The organism is Nitrosomonas oligotropha (genome assembly GCF_900106555.1).
Taxonomy (GTDB): Bacteria; Pseudomonadota; Gammaproteobacteria; order Burkholderiales; family Nitrosomonadaceae; genus Nitrosomonas; species Nitrosomonas oligotropha_A.
This window is the reverse complement of record NZ_FNOE01000008.1, coordinates 68780-85073: the sequence shown is the minus strand read 5'-3', so window position 1 is coordinate 85073 and position 16294 is coordinate 68780. Positions and strand designations below refer to the sequence as shown.

Sequence of the window (16294 nt, the reverse complement as noted above, 5' to 3'; positions counted from 1 at the left end):
AGTAGCAAAGGAATCAGGCTGTTTACAAATCCTTATGTATCAGCAGATTTTGAAGATAATCGGTTAGTATATTAGAGAAGCGCTGATTAACTCAACGAACGTGATGAAGGGTGAGGCGCACGGCATGCAACAACCAGGATAATTATATCAATCTGATAGGCGAGGGAGTAAGTACAGCGCAACGAAGCAATTCGCTCGTGCAGTCAATTAATGAGTGCTTCCTTAGCCTCGATCGAGATAATTGACTAACGCCCGAGCATTGCGTTTGCGGTACCAGATGATCACGCCGGTAATCGACAGGATTGCAATCAGTAATCCCAGCATTGAAACCATGATGCGCCCCGGTAATCCCAGGATTCTGCCGGAATGCAAAGGAAACTGCGCATCCAGAAAAATATCCCCGGCGCTGCCGCTGCCGGGAATCTTATCGCCAAGAAAGCGGCCGTCCTGACCATCGAAGTATAACCAGGGATTGCCGAGTCCGCGGTCCGCATGATCTTTGCCGGGCTCATGGAACGTTACACCGTAAATACTATATTCCGGGTCGTAAAACATCCCGCCCAGCGGCATTTTCCAGCCTAGCCGATGTGCCTCAGCTTGTGCCAGCCTAACGATTTCATGCCGGTTGATACCGGGTTCGATCGGTTCGTCATGCGCATTGGGCGATCGCATGGCAAAAGGATCGGGACTTAGCGTGGAAAATATTGAAACAATGGGCCGCATTACTTCCTGATTCAGATTCATCGATACAGCCGTTACAGCCAGAATCAACAACAAACCCCATAACCAGACACCACCGGAGCGATGTAAGTCGAAATTCAATTTGTATCCGCCCTGATGCCAGCGGAAAGTAAACGATTTGCGCCAGGTTTGCCAATTGGGAAAAGACAATAGCAAGGCGACGAAACAATCGATAGCCCAAACAATGGCTAGTATGCCCATGACTAGAATGCCGAATTCGATATCGAAAAAATCCGGCAGGTGCATGCTGTAATGCAGCTTATACAGAAACGGCACGAAATTTTCCCGTGTCAGCGCAATTTCTCCCCACATGCGCGATCCCCGGATTTCTGCAGTGACCGGATCAAGCGCGATTTGATTTATTCCGGTATCGATCGCTTTTCCAGTTTGCGGATCCGGCCGGCCAATGACCGCTAATCCGAGGTTCTGATCGGGTTCGATGGAAAGCGGCAGCCAGGTGATCAGGATGCGAGGATCGGTTTTTTCCAGATGATCGGCGAGCATGAGCGGAGGCAACGTTTCTCCTTGGCTCTGCCTTTCAAACAGTTGCGGATTCAGCCACTCATCCAGCTCGTGATCCCATGAAATGATGGCGCCGGTAAATCCGGCAATAAACAGAAAAACTGCCAGCGAGAGACCTGCCCAGCGATGGAGTACAGTCAGGATGTGACGTGTTGCTCGTATTTTTGTAATGTTTTTTTCGGATTGCTGAGGTTGATCAGGAAATTCTGTGACGAGAGGCTTTTTCATGATGTCAGGTGATGCTATTGAGAGCAAACAGTGGGGCTGCAACTGGTTTGGATTGATCGGAATGGTTGTGATTTTGATCGACTGTCAAGTGGCCATTTTCCATGCGCAGCAAGCGGTCGGCCAAATGAAAGTAACGATCATCGTGCGAAATCACCAGCACGGTTTTGCCCATTGTGCGCAATTCCGGCAGCAATTCATGGTAAAAAATATCCTTGAATAACGGATCCTGATCGGCGGCCCATTCGTCAAACACCAGAAACGGACGGCTCTCGAGATAAGCCACTACCAGTGCAAGCCGTTTGCGTTGCCCCTGCGATAACGACAAGGTAGTGAAGGAGCCATTGCGTACCTTCACCTTGTGCTGCAAATGCAGTTTCGCCAGCAGCTGATTTCCTTTTTGATCCAAATCGGTGTTGTGACCGGTTTCCAAAATCCGGTCGAAGAGATGAAAATCAGAAAAGACGGTCGTAAAGAATTGACGGTAATAATCGCGATTGAGGTCGGTGATCGGGATCTGATTCAGCGTAATGGTACCGGTTTCCGGCGGATACAAGCCGACGAGCAGCTTTGCCAGCGTGGTTTTGCCGCTGCCGTTGCCGCCCACTAGAAAAGTGATTTCACCGGGATGGAACGATAAGTCGACCGGACCGAGTGTGAACATTTCATCTTTTTGCTCGTGATAGTAGCGATGCAGTACACCTTTAAGTACGATCGACTGTAACGGCGGTATCGCCGTGTTGGTGACCGGTTGTTCTGTGGAAGCCATGGCTTGCGTTATTTCCTCGATCCTGTCTGCGGAAACTTGCGCCAGGTTGGCGCGGGGAATATTCAGTAGCAATGCTTCCAACGGTCCCACCATGTAAACGAAAATCAGCGCGTAGCCGGTCATGATCAGGGTGCGGTCAGGCACATCACCTACCAGAACGAACAGCACCAGGCCGATGAAGGCATAGATCAGAAAGTTTCCCCATCCTGCGGATGCGACAAAGACCGACATGCCGAAGGTGCGCTCCTTGCGTACTTTCTCAATGGAGCGCCGCAATACATCGTCAATAAAAATTATCCGTTTGTCATGATTAAGACGCAATTCTTTGGCGCCATCCGTCAAGGAACGGAAGTGCCCGAATAATTGGTCCTGTTCCTGGGCGGCTGCATCGAGATGCCGGATTGCGCGTAAATGGGCAAGATGATAGCCGATGCAACCCAAGCCGATAATGAGAACCGCCAGCAAAAACACTTGCCAGGATAGGAAAGCCATATAAGCCAGACAACCGATTACGACTACGGCATTGGTCAGAATGACCGGAAAGCTGACGAAAAATTCGGCAACCCGGCTACAGTGGTCGGATAAGGCGGATTGCACTCGGGCTGCACCCAAAACTTCCAGTTGCCGGAAGTCGGCGCTTATAACGCACTTTGCTATAAAGCTACGCAACTCGGCATGCGCCTGCTGACCGAGCCGTTCGAAAAGAATGGCTGCGATGACATAAGTGAACATCACACCGAGTGCGGTAACGGCAAATAACCATGCCATCTGCTCACGCTCCGTATTTTCCGAGGTCAACGCGGAATTGATCTGCGCCAATAACATTACACTGCCGATGCCGTGCAGGATGCTGGCAAGCGATGCGCCAAGCAATAAGGATTTTGATTGTTTAACAAGAAATTTCAGCATGCTCCACCTGATTCATTTCGATACAACTTTGAGACGAATGGCAATAAGAATTATTTACATAGTTATCGCCGGATTGTGTCGCGGCAATATCGATTGAAGAAGTTGTTGCAACCGCTATCTGGAAAATAAAAATCTTAATAATCATTTTGTTGATCTTAATTAATTGAATCGCACATTATCGGGAATAATGATTATTTTTAAATAAAAATAATTCTCATTCGTCTTCAGTGTTTAGAAAGTATATTGTAAAAATAAAATTGCGTTGGAGATAAATGAAATCGAATCTGCTCAGTGATTCATCCATGACTCTGATCGACGAAAGCATAGTTGCGCAAGTGAACCTACTGTCGTATCCCGATCAGGTTTGCTGCACCATCTGCCATGATGATCAAAAGCTACACGTTCGGTATCGAGACAATGAACAACCATCGGTTTGGTCATTGCGAAATACCGATGGGCAACTGACTTTGAAACCGATTGATGCAATCAGTCAACAACCGTCCGCAACGGAACTGTTGGCGGTTATCGAAGCAGCTCTGCTTTGCTACCCGGCACAAAAGGAAGTGACACTGACTGTTGCGCAATCGCGGTTTCCCGAGTTGTTTGCGGCAGGGGTTCTGACTGCCGATGGCAGCCGGGTGATCGTTTATGCCGAAGCATTCTGGCAACTGCCCAGACTATGGCATCAACGCGGCAGTGACGCACCATATCCCATCCGCTATGGATTCAGTCAAGGACAGCGCCATCCATTGCGTCCGCCCAAACCTTCGGGTCTGGTTTACCGACGCTATATTCCTTGGCTCGGATCCACATTGAATTTTCGCCGGGTGGTCATCGATAAAGATCTACAGCGTTTCAATCGCTGGATGAATGATCCTGTGGTTGCTGCTTTCTGGCAGGAAACCGGAGACATGCAAAAACATCGGGCTTATCTCGAAATGATCGATGCGGATCCTCACATGCTGAATCTCATTGCGTGTTTGAACGATGAGCCATTCGGCTACTTCGAGGTTTATTGGGCCAAAGAAGATCGCATCGCACCATTTTACGACGCGCATGACTTTGATCGCGGCTGGCATGTGCTGATCGGCGAGCCGCAAATGCGCGGCAAACCTTACGTGACAGCCTGGTTGCCGTCGATTTCGCATTACTTGTTCCTGGATGATTGCCGGACGCAGCGCATCGTCATTGAGCCTCGCATCGATAATCTCAAGATGATGCGGAATCTCGCATATGGTGGCTACGCCAATCTCAAGGAGTTCGACTTTCCGCATAAACGTGCCGCACTGCACATGCTGCTGCGCGAGCGTTTCTTTTCCGAACAACTGTGGGTGCCGCGCAGTGCCGTCACCGCAAATTCCTTATCGCTATCCTGAGGGTTACGTCATGCAAATCTATGATCTGATTGGTATTGGTTTTGGTCCATCGAATATCGCCCTAGCCGTTACATTGGAAGAAAAAAAACAAGCAGGTTATCACATCGACGCCTTTTTTATCGAGAAACAACCGGAGTTCGCGTGGCATGCCAATATGATGCTGGACAACTCCCACATGCAGGTTTCATTTCTCAAAGATCTGGCCACGCTGCGCAATCCTGCCAGCTACTTCACATTTATTAACTATCTGCATCAGAAAAAACGGTTGCAGGATTTCATCAATTTGAAGACTTTTTTCCCTAGCCGGCACGAGTTTAATGATTATTTGGCATGGGCTGCCTCGCATTTCGATGACAGTTGCGCATACGGAGAAGAGGTGATCGAGGTCTTGCCGGAAAAAAGCGGCAATGAAGTAATGTATTTGCGCGTCAGGTCCCGCGACCGGAATAACACTTTACATGAACGATTGACGCGTAGCCTGGCGGTGGGTATCGGCGGAAAACCGAGAATTCCGGACTGTTTCTTGGCATTGAAGGACGATAACCGTATTTTCCATTCCAATGATTATTTGAGAAGAATTAGGGAATTCTCAAATGTCGAGAAAATTGCTGTCGTGGGGGGCGGGCAGAGTGCTGCGGAGATCTTCATGGATTTACACGGCCGTTTCAATCGCACAAAAGTTGATTTGATCATGCGCGCCCGCTCTATCAGGCCTTCCGATGACAGCCCTTTTGTCAATGAAATCTTCAATGCTGATTTCACCGATTTTGTTTTCAATAGCACAGAACAAGAGCGCAGTAGTCTGCTTGGAGAATTCTGGCATACCAATTATGCGGCACCGGATCTGGTGCTGATCGAGCAGATTTTTAATGTGTTCTACCAGCAGAAAGTGGTGGATTCGAATCGACACCGGTTTTTACGCAGACACGAAGTGAGACGAGCGGACTCATTATCACAAGGAATTCAGTTCACGCTGCACAATTTGAACGATGATTGCGATTTTTCCGCAACCTACGATGCCGTCGTGCTTGCGACCGGGTATCACCGTGACCATTTTCAAGCCCTGTTGTCACCGCTAATGCCTTTTTTCAAAACTTTGTCGGTGGACCGCAATTACCGGCTGAGTGCCACTTCGCAATTCAAACCGGCCATTTTTTTACAAGGCGCTTGCGAATCCAGTCATGGACTGAGCGACACCTTGCTGTCGGTCACTGCGATTCGCGCCAGTGAGATTACTGAAGCTTTGATTAGTTCTCTGAATCAGATCAAACCTTCAGTAACAGCACGGGCCGTTTCATCATTAATCGCCTGAGCAATAGTGTACTGAGCGATTACTTTTTTATTCATTATTTTTTATATTTCTAGTTTCCAGTCATGCAAAAAAAAATAACAACATCACTTGGCCTACCGACTTATCGACTATTTCCCTCGATTTTGTTCATCGCGTGCGTTACAACCTCCAATCATAGTTTTGCGCAAACGAAGCAGACGGAAGTGCAAAATTCAACCGCAGCATCAGATGGTAAAATTGACTCTCGAGACCAGGATTCCGGCAAAACGGATACAAAAAGAACCGCCGACTCGACGCTTCCGACCGTGGTAATCGAAGCCAAAAATACCGGCGAGGCGATAGGAAATGTCGCTAAACGTAGTATCACCGCAACCAAAACCGATACGCCGATCATCGAGATACCACAATCGATATCGGTGGTAACTCGAAATGAGATGGACATGCGCAGCGTGCAAAATTTTACCGAGGCGCTGCGTTACGTTCCTGGCGTCACCGTCGACCAGTTCGGATTTCAGGGTCGGGGTTTTGAATACTTAATGATGCGTGGTTTTAATGCATTAAACACTGCAAATTTCAGGGATGGCTTGAGTAATTCGGCAGTCGGTTTTTTTTCTCAGTTCATTACCGAAACCTATGGAGTGGAGCGCGTTGACGTGCTGCGCGGTCCTTCTTCAGTGGTATTTGGACGAGGCGACGCAGGTGGTATTGTGAATCGCGTAACTAAACGACCGAGTGCTACGCCTATTCGTGAAATTGAGTTTCAATATGGCAATTTTGATCGTAAAAGAATCGCCGCCGATATAGGTGCCGTCAGCAAGGACGGGACGTTCATGTTCCGGTTGGTGACAGCAGCGCTCGATAGCGATTCGCAAACCAGATACCCCAATACCGGCGGCGATCGTGCACATAACGAGCGTTTTTATATTGCGCCATCCATCACCTGGCGACCCACGGTTGACACAACCATTACGTTGATGGGAGACGTGCTCAATAATCGCAGCGGATCGTCACCATTCTATATTGCCTCACCGAGTGGTGGTTTTGCCAATGTGCTGCAAAGCGATCCGAAATTTACAAAATACAACACGAATCAATCTTCATTTAGCTATCAATTAGAGCATCATTTCAATGACATTTTTACCGTGCGGCAAAATTTTCGCTTTGCGCAACAAGTGGGACGATTCCAGGATTTATTTCAGACTTTCAATCCACTCGATCGGCCCACGCTGGTCGAACGTAGTGCCTACGCTACCAACGAACGGCTAAACCAGATCGTACTGGATACGCATGCACAGGCTAAATTCAATACCGGGCCACTGAATCATACCGTGCTACTGGGTGCCGATTGGAATCAAACCAATCTTTCACTAAAGTTTTTTCAAGGCTATAACAATGGATTTACGGTACCGAATATTGACCTGTTAAATCCGGTTTATGGCACGCCAATTCCAAGACCAGATGTATTATTGCAGAATGCGAAACAGACAATCGATCAATTAGGTTTTTATATTCAAGATCAATTACGTTACGACAACTGGATCCTGACCCTGAGCGGGCGCTATGACAGAATCAATACAAGTAATGCCGATCGCTTGGATCCTATACTCTCGACCAAAAGTAATGACAGCGCTTTTACCGGACGGGGAGGCTTAACATATTTGTTTTCGAATGGCATTGCGCCTTATTTCAGTTATGCTCAGTCGTTTTTGCCGCAAACTGGTTTTAGCAGCACAGGCACACCATTTGATCCAACGCGCGGCTCTCAGTTTGAAGCGGGTATCAAGTATCAACCCGTGGGTGGAAAAGGTTTGTATACCGTGGCTTTTTTCGATCTAACCAAAAACAATACGTTAACGCGTGATCCCACAAATTTGAATGGTTTTGGTTTTGTACAGACAGGTGAAATAAGATCACGCGGTGTCGAACTGGAAGCGCGTACGGAATTGTTGCACGGGTTAAATGCGATCGGTTCTTTTACTTATATGGACGTAGACAATTTAAAAGATACTGAATTCAAAGGTAAGAGACCTCTTCAGGTGCCGTCTACCATGACTTCGGGGTGGCTGGATTATTCATTTGGTGTCTTGGGAATCGATTGGCTGCGCGGTTTTGGCTTGGGTGGCGGGGTGCGCTACGTCGGTAAAACATTTAACGAAGAAACAAACACTACTACCACACCGTCATTCACCTTATTCGATGCCTCACTCCGCTATGAAAAAGGGCCGGTATTATTTAACATCAATGCCAGCAACATTTTTAACAATCATTATATCGCCTCGACAAATTTTGGCAGGCCTTATCTGGGTGCGGAACGCACGATTATTGGTACGTTGACGTTCCGTTTCTAGCTTGGATTGTTGCGAGGAAGATATCTGATGTCACTGGATCCCGATCTGTCGGCTTTTCTTGAGCTTGTTGAAGCAAATGCATTAAGCGGGGAGAAGCCAGCGATGTATATGATGACACCTGAGCAGGCGCGGTTAGATTACGGTGCGTCAACACACATACTGGATGTTCCCGGACCTTTGGTTGCAAGTGTGACGGAGATCACCATTCCTTGTCGCGATGGGCAATCGATTAACGCGCGATTATATAAGCCGACCGAACTTCCAGCAACGACGGCATTGTGCCCTGTATTGCTATATTTCCACGGCGGCGGTTATTGCCTGGGCAATCTGGATTCACACGATTCACTGTGTCGTTCGTTGGCTGCGTTGACACCTTGTCATGTACTGCATGTTGCTTACCGGCTTGCGCCGGAGTACCGTTTCCCCTATGCAGTAAACGATGCGCACGATGCGTATCGCTGGCTCCTGATGCAAGGATTCGCTTATGGTCTTGACTCTACCCGTATCGCGGTTGGAGGCGATAGTGCCGGCGGTACATTGGCAACTGGGATCGCGATCATGGCTCGGGACGAAGGTTGGCAACCACCGGTTTTTCAGGTTTTGCTCTATCCATGTACGAGTGTATGGCAGGATACTGATTCGCATCAGCGCCTTGCCAGGGGATATCTATTGGAAGCGGATACCTTACAGTGGATGTTTAAGCTTTATCTTCGCAGCGATGCCGATCGAACTGATTGGCGCTTTGCGCCGCTGGAAACTCATGATTTATCAAAGCTGGCACCGGCCTATTTTATTTTGGCCGAATATGATCCATTGCTAGATGAAGGAATGGCTTATGCCGAGCGGCTGAAAGCCAGCGGTGTGGATACACAAGTCAACATATACTCAGGTATGGTTCATGATTTTGCCCGACTGGGCAATATCGTCGAAGAGGCCGGGCAAGTTCGCCAGGATTTGGCGGATACCTTGGCGAAAGCTTTTTATCATGAAAATAATCGTATTTGAGAACAGCGGAATGTGCATGCGGTTTATATGTGCTTCACTATGAAACCATTCCATTTGTTTTGCTTCCTGCTGCCTTTGTTCGCCCTAAGCGCCTGCAGCCTGTTGTCCGAGCGGCGTACTGGTGATGCCGGTGCAGACATCCCGCAGCAATGGAGCGAACACGCTGTGGAGCAATCCGTCGCTGTGAGCTGGGTGGAAACATTTCAGGATGCAACGCTAAAACAATTGGTGGATCGCGCACTGGAAAATAATTACGAATTGAAGGCCGCAGCCGCGAGAATTCAAGCTGCTGCGGCTCAGGCACGCATTGACGGATCCCCGCGCTGGCCGCAGGTTTTTTTCTCGGCGGATTATGAAGAAGTGCAAATCCGCGACGCTGGCTTCGGTTCCGCCCGCTTTAACGTCTTCGAGGCTCTGTTCGGTGTCAGCTGGGAAGTGGATTTGTGGGGAAGAATCCGCGACTCACACTTGTCGGCCCTAACAGAAGCCACTGCCGTGCAGGCGGATTTTCAAGGAACCCGTTTATCGCTGGCGGCGCGCGTTGCACAAAGTTATTTCGAATTGATCGAAGCCGAATTGCAATCGGCCATTATTGAACAGTCGATCAAAGAACGGGGTGTGATCGCCGATCTGGTGCGTGGCCGCTTTCAGCGCGGCTTGGTTCGTGGCTTGGATTTGCGTCTGGCTTTAAATGATCTGACGAATGCCGAAGCGCAACTGAAGCAAGCACGCAACCGGGTGCAGCAAATTTCTAAAAGACTGGAAACCTTGCTGGGTAATTATCCCGAGGATAAAGTGTGGAGCATCACCCAACTACCGTTATTACCGGCTGTGATACCGGCAGGATTGCCGTCGGAATTGCTGGAACGCAGGCCCGATCTGATAGCTGCATTCAAGCGCTTGCAAGCAGCCGATTTGCGGACGGCCAGCGCGCAAAAATTGCGCTTGCCACGAATTACGCTGACAGCAACCGGTGGGAGCCGCAGTGTCGATCTGACCGAGTTGGTCGACCCCAGGGCTGCGGCTTGGAATGTGTTTGCCGGATTGGTGCAACCTTTGTTTACCGGTTGGCGCATTCAAGGTGAGATTTTTCGCAATCAGGCGCGTGCCGAGGAAGCCCTGAATCAGTACAAAAATACGGCACTGAATGCTTTTCGCGAGGTGGAACAGGCGCTTGCAGCCGAGGAGTGGTTACGGCAGCAGGAAATTGCCTTGCGTAAAGCTGTTGAACATACCGGGTCCAGCCAGAAACTGGCCATTTATTCGTATCGAAACGGCACCATTGAAATTTTGACGTTGCTGGACAGTTATCGCAGCATGTTGAATGCACAGACGGCGCATCTTTCCGTAACGCGGCAATTGCTGAGTAACCGTATCAACCTTTACCTGGCTCTGGGTGGCAATGCCTGATCGAGCTCATACAGCCACCTTTTCATTCATACAGAAATTTGTTTATTGATGAAAGCTCGTAAACAACTATTCATCGCTTTATTCGTGATAATGGCGGGTGTTGTTGCCGCCATGATTATCGTCCAAATGCCGCCACAAGCCGATCAGCAGCCACAAGTTGCCGAACCGCCTGTGGTGCAGACGATCGCGGTACAGCCGCAACGACTGCAAATGACAGTGCAAACGCGAGGGCGTGTCAAAGCGCAAACCGAAATCGAGGTCATAACGGGTGTTTCGGGCAATATCACCCATGTGGCACCAGCATTTGTCAGTGGCGGTTTTTTCAAAAAGGGGGATTTGCTGGTTTCCATCGATCCGGCCGAATATGATTTGCGCGTGGCGCAAGCGCAAGCCCGGATGATGGAAGCGCAATATCAACTCACACGCGAGGAAGCCGAAGCGGAGCAGGCGCGACAGGAGTGGCGGCAATTGGGTGAGGGCGATCCCAGTCCTTTGAATTTGAGAATTCCGCAGTTAAAGGAAAAAAAAGCAAAACTCGCCGCCGAGCAGGAGGAACTGAAAAATGCCCGATTGCTGCGGCAGCGGACGGAAATACGGGCACCCTTCAATGGTCGGGTGCGCAGCAAAACCATCGGGATGGGGCAGTACCTGAATATTGGCGACGTGTTGGGCCGTATTTACAGCAGCGATCTGGCGGAAGTGCGTTTACCCGTCAACACCCAGGAGCTGTCTTGGGTTGATGTGCCGGACTGGCCAGCGCGTTCCGCCGTAGCCAAAGGTGCGGAAGTCATTTTGTCAGCGAACTATCACGGAGAATTACAAACCTGGCGGGGCTGGATTGTGCGCGGCGAGGGTGCCATCGATGAAAAGACCGGTATGGTGATGATCGTGGCCCAGGTCAGCGATCCGTTCGGGTTGCGCGAGAATGAACGGGATCGTGCGGTCATGGCGTTGCCGGTGGGTTTGTATATCGAGGCGAGTATCGAAGGCCGCTGGCTGGAGGGCGTGTATGTGCTGCCGGCTAGTGCGTTGCTGAAAGACGACCGGGTTGCGGTCATTGATCAGGATAGTCGTTTGCGCTTGCGTCACGTTGCCGTTCTGAAAAAAGAGCGTGAGCAGGTCATTCTGAAGGAAGGCTTGATGCCGGGTGAACGGATCATGGTTTCCGGCATACTGTATCCGCTTGAAGGCATGTTCGTGGTGGCGAAGGAAAGGCCATGAAACTAATTGTCTGGTTTGCCAGGAATCCGATTGCGGCAAACTTCCTGATGCTACTCATTATTGCGGGCGGAATTCTGGGATTGACAATCGCCAAGCGCTATACCATCCCCCCGGCGCCGCAAAATCAACTGCAAATCGAGATCGAATATCCGGGCGCCGGTCCGGCGGAAGTGGAACGCGCATTGTGCATTCCGATAGAAACAGCGATGCATGATCTGGAAGGTATCCGGCAACTCAATGCAACTGCTCACCAGGCGCAATGCGAGGTGATCGTCGAGTTCGATCCGAAAATCGATGCGGCGCGTTTCCAGGCTAATGTGCAGGCTAGAATGGATCGCATCACGGTTTTTCCAAAGGAAGCCGAGAAATTGAAGATCACGGAATTGAAAACCGGCACCACCGCTGTGACCGTAATGGTGCACGGGGATGTCGACCTGCTAACCTTGATGCGTCAGCGCGACCGCTTGCAAGTTCTGCTGAGTCAGCATCCGGATATCGGCAAACTCACACCTTGGCCCGAGATCTCCTATGAAATCTCGATTGAAGTCACGGAGTCCGAGTTGCGCCGTTACGATTTGAGTTTTGAGGAAATAGCCGTGGCGATTCAGGGGGTCTCGCAAAACATTCCGGCCGGGGAACTCAAGAAGCCGGATGGCAAACTCTTGCTGAGAAGTAAGCATCAGTCCATGACGGTGGCGGATTATGCAGCAATCCCCCTGCGCTCGGATGTTAATGGCGCACGTTTGTTACTGGGGGATGTCGCGCGGATCCGTGAAACAGTCAATGACAAGGATATGCGGGCCAGGATTGATGGCAAACCGGCCGTGCAAATCTTCGTGATGTCCAAGGAACGGATTTCGACATCGGTTGAAGCGGTCAATGCCGTGATCAACGCATTCCGTCCAGAATTGCCGGCTGGTGTCGGTATTTCGACGTGGGACGATTGGTCGAAATACTATGCGGAAAATATGAGTATGTTGAAGGAAAACGCCATTTCCGGTTTTTTCCTGGTTTTTCTGGTGTTGATGTTTACACTGCGATTCCGTCTTGCAGTTTGGGTTAGCAGCGGCATCCTGGTGTCGTTGTTCGGCGCATTATGGATGATGCCGATGCTGGGTATTTCGTTAAACACCTACTCGATTTCTGCATTGATTCTGATCATTGGCGTTCTAGCCGACGATGCCATCGTCGTAGGGGAAAATATCTACACTCACCAGGAACGGGGGAATCCGGGGTTGGCTGGTGCCATCAGTGGCACGCTGGAAGTGGCGCCGCTGATTGTCATCATGGTGTTGTCCACCATGATTGCCTTCGCGCCGGGCTTGTTCCTGCCGGGACTTAGCGGTCACTTGATGTATAACGTTTCCGCCGTGGTGATTCTAACATTGGCATTCTCGATTCTGGAGGTGTTATTCATTCTGCCTTCTCATCTGTCGTCGTATGACTATCCGGTATCGGCACAGAGTAAAATCGGGATCGCATTCGAGAAGGCCAGAGCAAAGGTCGATGCGATGCTGAAATGGTTTGTCAATCGCGTGTACATACCGCTACTGAAGCGATTGCTGTACTTTCGTTACATTACGCTGTCGATATTTGCGATGATTTTGCTGGTGGCAATTGCACTTGTCTCATCCGGGCGGATTCAAAGCGTGATGGATGCACCGGTCAATGATTATTATCTGTTCGCCATGCTGCAGTTCGTTCCGGGTACACCGTTCGAAGAAGTCAATGACTATGTGTTGCGTCTGGAACGCGCTGCCAATGATATCCGGATGGAATTGAATACCGAGCTCGGATTGGGCGCGGCGGATAGGTTGCAGGATAGTTTGCAACATATCATTTCGGTGAGCGAGGATAACGCTGTGTTTGTGAATATTGAGATTGCCATCGATGAACGGATCCGTTCACGGATGGATTTCATCAAGCAACAATGGGAAGAACGTCTGGGCGAGTTGCCAGTCGGAGCCACGCTGTCGTTTCAAACCTTCTGGCCAAGAAATCTTGGTGTCGCCGCAACGCAATCGACCAAAGCGATTGAGTTAAAGCTGATTTCTCCAGATATTGCGCAACAGAGCGCTGTCAGCGAGTTACTCAAAGCAAAGCTGGCGGCATACACCGGCGTGCATAGCGTGACTGGAGCGATGCAAACGGGTAAGCCCGAGCTAAATCTCAAACTCAAACCGGAAGCAGTATTGCAAGGCTTGACCATGCAAAGCCTGGGTGAGCAGGTGCGTAATGGTTTTCTCGGATTGGAAGTGCAGCGGTTTTTTCTGGATCGAGATGAGATCAGGGTGATTGTACGCTTGCCGTCCGAGAATCGTCGTTCCTTGGATGATATTTATCGCTTGCCAATCCAGTTACCCAATGGCGATAGCGTGCCATTTGCTGCGGTGGCGGAAGCCGATTTGATGCAGGGTTTTGCCAGTATCGTCAGGCAGAACAGGGAGCGGGTTCAGTTGATCAGTGCAGAAGTGTATAAGGAACAAGCCAGTGTTGAAACGATCCTTGCTGATTTGCGCACTCATGTGATCCCTGAACTGGAAGCGCAATTTCCAGGAATAAAGATCGAATCTGGGCAAGCCCGGCAAAAGCAGGAAGCCGCCATGTCCGATCTGTGGCGTTACGGATTGCTCGCGCTGCTGGGTATCTATGCGCTGCTGGCGATTCCATTGCGATCTTATCTGCAGCCGTTGATGATCATGTTAGCAATTCCCTTCGGTTTCATCGGTGCGATATTGGGGCATCTGCTACTGGGCATACCTTTATCGCTGGAATCTTATGTGGCCTTGTTTGCGGTCGGAGGAATCGTAATCAACGACAGCCTGATACTGGTGGCCCAAATCAACAAAGCCGAACAAGAGCATTTCACCCGTTATCAAACCGTAATCCGGGCTTGCAAGGCGCGATTTCGCGCGATTTTTCTGACTAGCGCCACAACATTTGTCGGATTACTGCCATTCGTTAATGTTCAGAGTTCGGATGCTGAAAAAATTCTGCCGATGGCAGTAACACTGGCATTCGGCATACTGTTTTCGGTGCTGGTAACCCTGGTGCTAGTGCCTGTCAGTTGCGTGGTATTGCGGGAAATATCGGAACGGATGAGGGTTTCAACACCCGCTAATGAGGCATTCTGATCGGTATACATTATTACCAGGTTTTTTTCTTGAAATGACTTTAGTACTTCGCGAAATTAAAATAATGATTGTGAGTAATCGATCGAAAAGAAGGTGTCACATTAACAACGCAATTCATTTAAAACCAAGTAATAATTTCTAAATAGTGATTACTGCCCTGTTCATATGACAGGTTTTTTCTTTGCAATGTAGCTGATACAGTAACGAAAGGTGGCAATATTGACTGTGTCAAATTTGTGCCAAACTACTCTGTAAGTGTCGCTGTTTGTGGTTGCGTGCGACAGTTTTTATGCTTGGCAAGCATTATAAGTGATTGATTTATATATGGCTTGAATTTATAAATAAGTTTTGTAATCAGAAGGTCCCGAGTTCGATTCTTGGTGTCGGCACCAGTTTCCCTATTTAAACGAGTTCATGCGAGATTACTCGCATCTTCGGATTGTTTGCTGGCGCCTACAATGGTCATGATGTCGCCCGCTTGAAGATGCAAAAGTTTCGCAATATTTTCGTAGTCGTCCGGTAATGCGGCATCATCCCATCCATTAGCGGAATGCCGGGCTAAATTTACCGCTAGTACCACATTACGCACTCTTTGTAAGTTTGAATTATTGTCGTCCATGAGGGTGATTAATAATTCTGGTAATTTCCATTTAATTGCAAGTTCCAGCTGGAGTTGATACAAAGAAAAGCCGAGCACTTTTTCTTGTGCGGCGGTGCTGCGAAGTGCTTTGTTTTGTTTTTGTAGCTGTTTTATTTTCAGCATTTCCGCAGGGGAAAAGCACCACATGAGCATTTCGGCGATATCGTGCAGTAATGCCGCCAGACGGATTTCTGCAAAATGTAAATCATGCAGACGGACTGCCCAGTCAAAAGCGTAGGTAGAAGCAATATTTGCGCGGTGAGTGGTTTTTAGCAAATAGACCAGTGCATTCATGTTGTTGCGCGCCAAAATATCTTCAGCCAGAGGCTTGGCAGGTATTTTGTTCAGCGTAGCTTCAAGGCCGAGCATCAAAATGATTTGCTCGACTTCCATCACATCATGTTCTTGAATCCGGTGCTTGTGCTGCTGCATATAACGCAGCAGCTTTACGGTCATTAGCGGGTCGTTTTTCACGACATGAGCGAAACTGCGCGCGTTGAGATGTTGCTCGTCCTGTTGGAGAATGGCGAGGTTGCGAGCTGTCTGTTTGAGAACAGGAATTTCAGCTGTTGTAAGAAAATTAACCCAATCTGATAATTTTCTTTGATGTTGTTGTAGCATTTTAAACTCCTGAATGAGATACGTCAGAAATTTTCTACGACACCTATGGATAAATCTTGAGGAAACAATGCACTATCCTCCT

10 protein-coding genes are annotated in these 16294 nt (G+C 49.1%); 7 read left to right on the top strand and 3 right to left on the bottom strand.

Features of this window, described 5'->3' with window-relative positions; translation table 11 throughout:
• Positions 1 to 222: 222 nt before the first annotated feature.
• Both BLU57_RS06505 and BLU57_RS06500 read right to left on the bottom strand, forming a co-directional pair.
• The gene (locus BLU57_RS06505) at positions 223 to 1491 is read right to left on the bottom strand and encodes a PepSY-associated TM helix domain-containing protein (protein ID WP_090318067.1); all 1269 of its coding nucleotides are present in this window, start codon (positions 1489 to 1491) and stop codon (positions 223 to 225) included.
• 4 nt (positions 1492 to 1495) lie between these two features.
• Positions 1496 to 3166 (bottom strand): cyclic peptide export ABC transporter, encoded by a 1671-nt coding sequence (locus tag BLU57_RS06500; protein ID WP_090318064.1) that lies wholly within the window; start codon positions 3164 to 3166, stop codon positions 1496 to 1498.
• A gap of 272 nt (positions 3167 to 3438) precedes the next feature.
• Here BLU57_RS06500 and BLU57_RS06495 point away from each other — a divergent pair, with 272 nt between their 5' ends.
• The 7 genes from BLU57_RS06495 to BLU57_RS06465 all read left to right on the top strand — a co-directional run bounded on the left by BLU57_RS06495 (position 3439) and on the right by BLU57_RS06465 (position 14951).
• Positions 3439 to 4542 carry a GNAT family N-acetyltransferase gene (locus tag BLU57_RS06495; protein ID WP_090318060.1) on the top strand — a complete coding sequence of 368 codons (1104 nt, stop codon included), beginning with the start codon at positions 3439 to 3441 and terminating at the stop codon, positions 4540 to 4542.
• Positions 4508 to 5854 carry a lysine N(6)-hydroxylase/L-ornithine N(5)-oxygenase family protein gene (locus BLU57_RS06490; RefSeq protein WP_256206191.1) on the top strand — a complete coding sequence of 449 codons (1347 nt, stop codon included), beginning with the start codon at positions 4508 to 4510 and terminating at the stop codon, positions 5852 to 5854. Before BLU57_RS06495 ends, BLU57_RS06490 begins: the two co-directional genes overlap by 35 nt.
• A gap of 182 nt (positions 5855 to 6036) precedes the next feature.
• Positions 6037 to 8181: a TonB-dependent siderophore receptor gene (locus BLU57_RS06485; RefSeq protein WP_256334377.1), complete on the top strand. Its 2145-nt coding sequence runs from the start codon at positions 6037 to 6039 to the stop codon at positions 8179 to 8181.
• Between the two features lie 27 nt (positions 8182 to 8208).
• Positions 8209 to 9186, top strand: a complete 978-nt coding sequence (locus BLU57_RS06480; protein ID WP_090318052.1) for an alpha/beta hydrolase — start codon at positions 8209 to 8211, stop codon at positions 9184 to 9186.
• A gap of 39 nt (positions 9187 to 9225) precedes the next feature.
• Positions 9226 to 10596 carry an efflux transporter outer membrane subunit gene (locus BLU57_RS06475; protein WP_090318049.1) on the top strand — a complete coding sequence of 457 codons (1371 nt, stop codon included), beginning with the start codon at positions 9226 to 9228 and terminating at the stop codon, positions 10594 to 10596.
• A gap of 48 nt (positions 10597 to 10644) precedes the next feature.
• Positions 10645 to 11817: an efflux RND transporter periplasmic adaptor subunit gene (locus BLU57_RS06470; protein ID WP_090318046.1), complete on the top strand. Its 1173-nt coding sequence runs from the start codon at positions 10645 to 10647 to the stop codon at positions 11815 to 11817.
• Positions 11814 to 14951, top strand: coding sequence for an efflux RND transporter permease subunit (locus BLU57_RS06465; RefSeq protein ID WP_090318043.1), 3138 nt, complete (start codon positions 11814 to 11816; stop codon positions 14949 to 14951). Before BLU57_RS06470 ends, BLU57_RS06465 begins: the two co-directional genes overlap by 4 nt.
• A gap of 412 nt (positions 14952 to 15363) precedes the next feature.
• On the opposite strand, the gene BLU57_RS06460 is transcribed toward BLU57_RS06465, so the two are convergent.
• Complete coding sequence (locus BLU57_RS06460; protein ID WP_090318039.1) at positions 15364 to 16212, bottom strand: HDOD domain-containing protein; 849 nt, start codon at positions 16210 to 16212, stop codon at positions 15364 to 15366.
• Positions 16213 to 16294: the final 82 nt, after the last annotated feature.

What these genes read in the sequence shown, in the direction of transcription:
- BLU57_RS06460 (WP_090318039.1), bottom strand. Translation starts at nt 16,212, where the DNA reads ATGCTACAACAACATCAAAGAAAATTATCAGATTGGGTTAATTTTCTT.
- BLU57_RS06495 (WP_090318060.1), top strand. Translation starts at nt 3,439, where the DNA reads ATGAAATCGAATCTGCTCAGTGATTCATCCATGACTCTGATCGACGAA.
- BLU57_RS06480 (WP_090318052.1), top strand. Translation starts at nt 8,209, where the DNA reads ATGTCACTGGATCCCGATCTGTCGGCTTTTCTTGAGCTTGTTGAAGCA.
- BLU57_RS06475 (WP_090318049.1), top strand. Translation starts at nt 9,226, where the DNA reads ATGAAACCATTCCATTTGTTTTGCTTCCTGCTGCCTTTGTTCGCCCTA.
- BLU57_RS06505 (WP_090318067.1), bottom strand. Translation starts at nt 1,491, where the DNA reads ATGAAAAAGCCTCTCGTCACAGAATTTCCTGATCAACCTCAGCAATCC.
- BLU57_RS06465 (WP_090318043.1), top strand. Translation starts at nt 11,814, where the DNA reads ATGAAACTAATTGTCTGGTTTGCCAGGAATCCGATTGCGGCAAACTTC.
- BLU57_RS06470 (WP_090318046.1), top strand. Translation starts at nt 10,645, where the DNA reads ATGAAAGCTCGTAAACAACTATTCATCGCTTTATTCGTGATAATGGCG.
- BLU57_RS06500 (WP_090318064.1), bottom strand. Translation starts at nt 3,166, where the DNA reads ATGCTGAAATTTCTTGTTAAACAATCAAAATCCTTATTGCTTGGCGCA.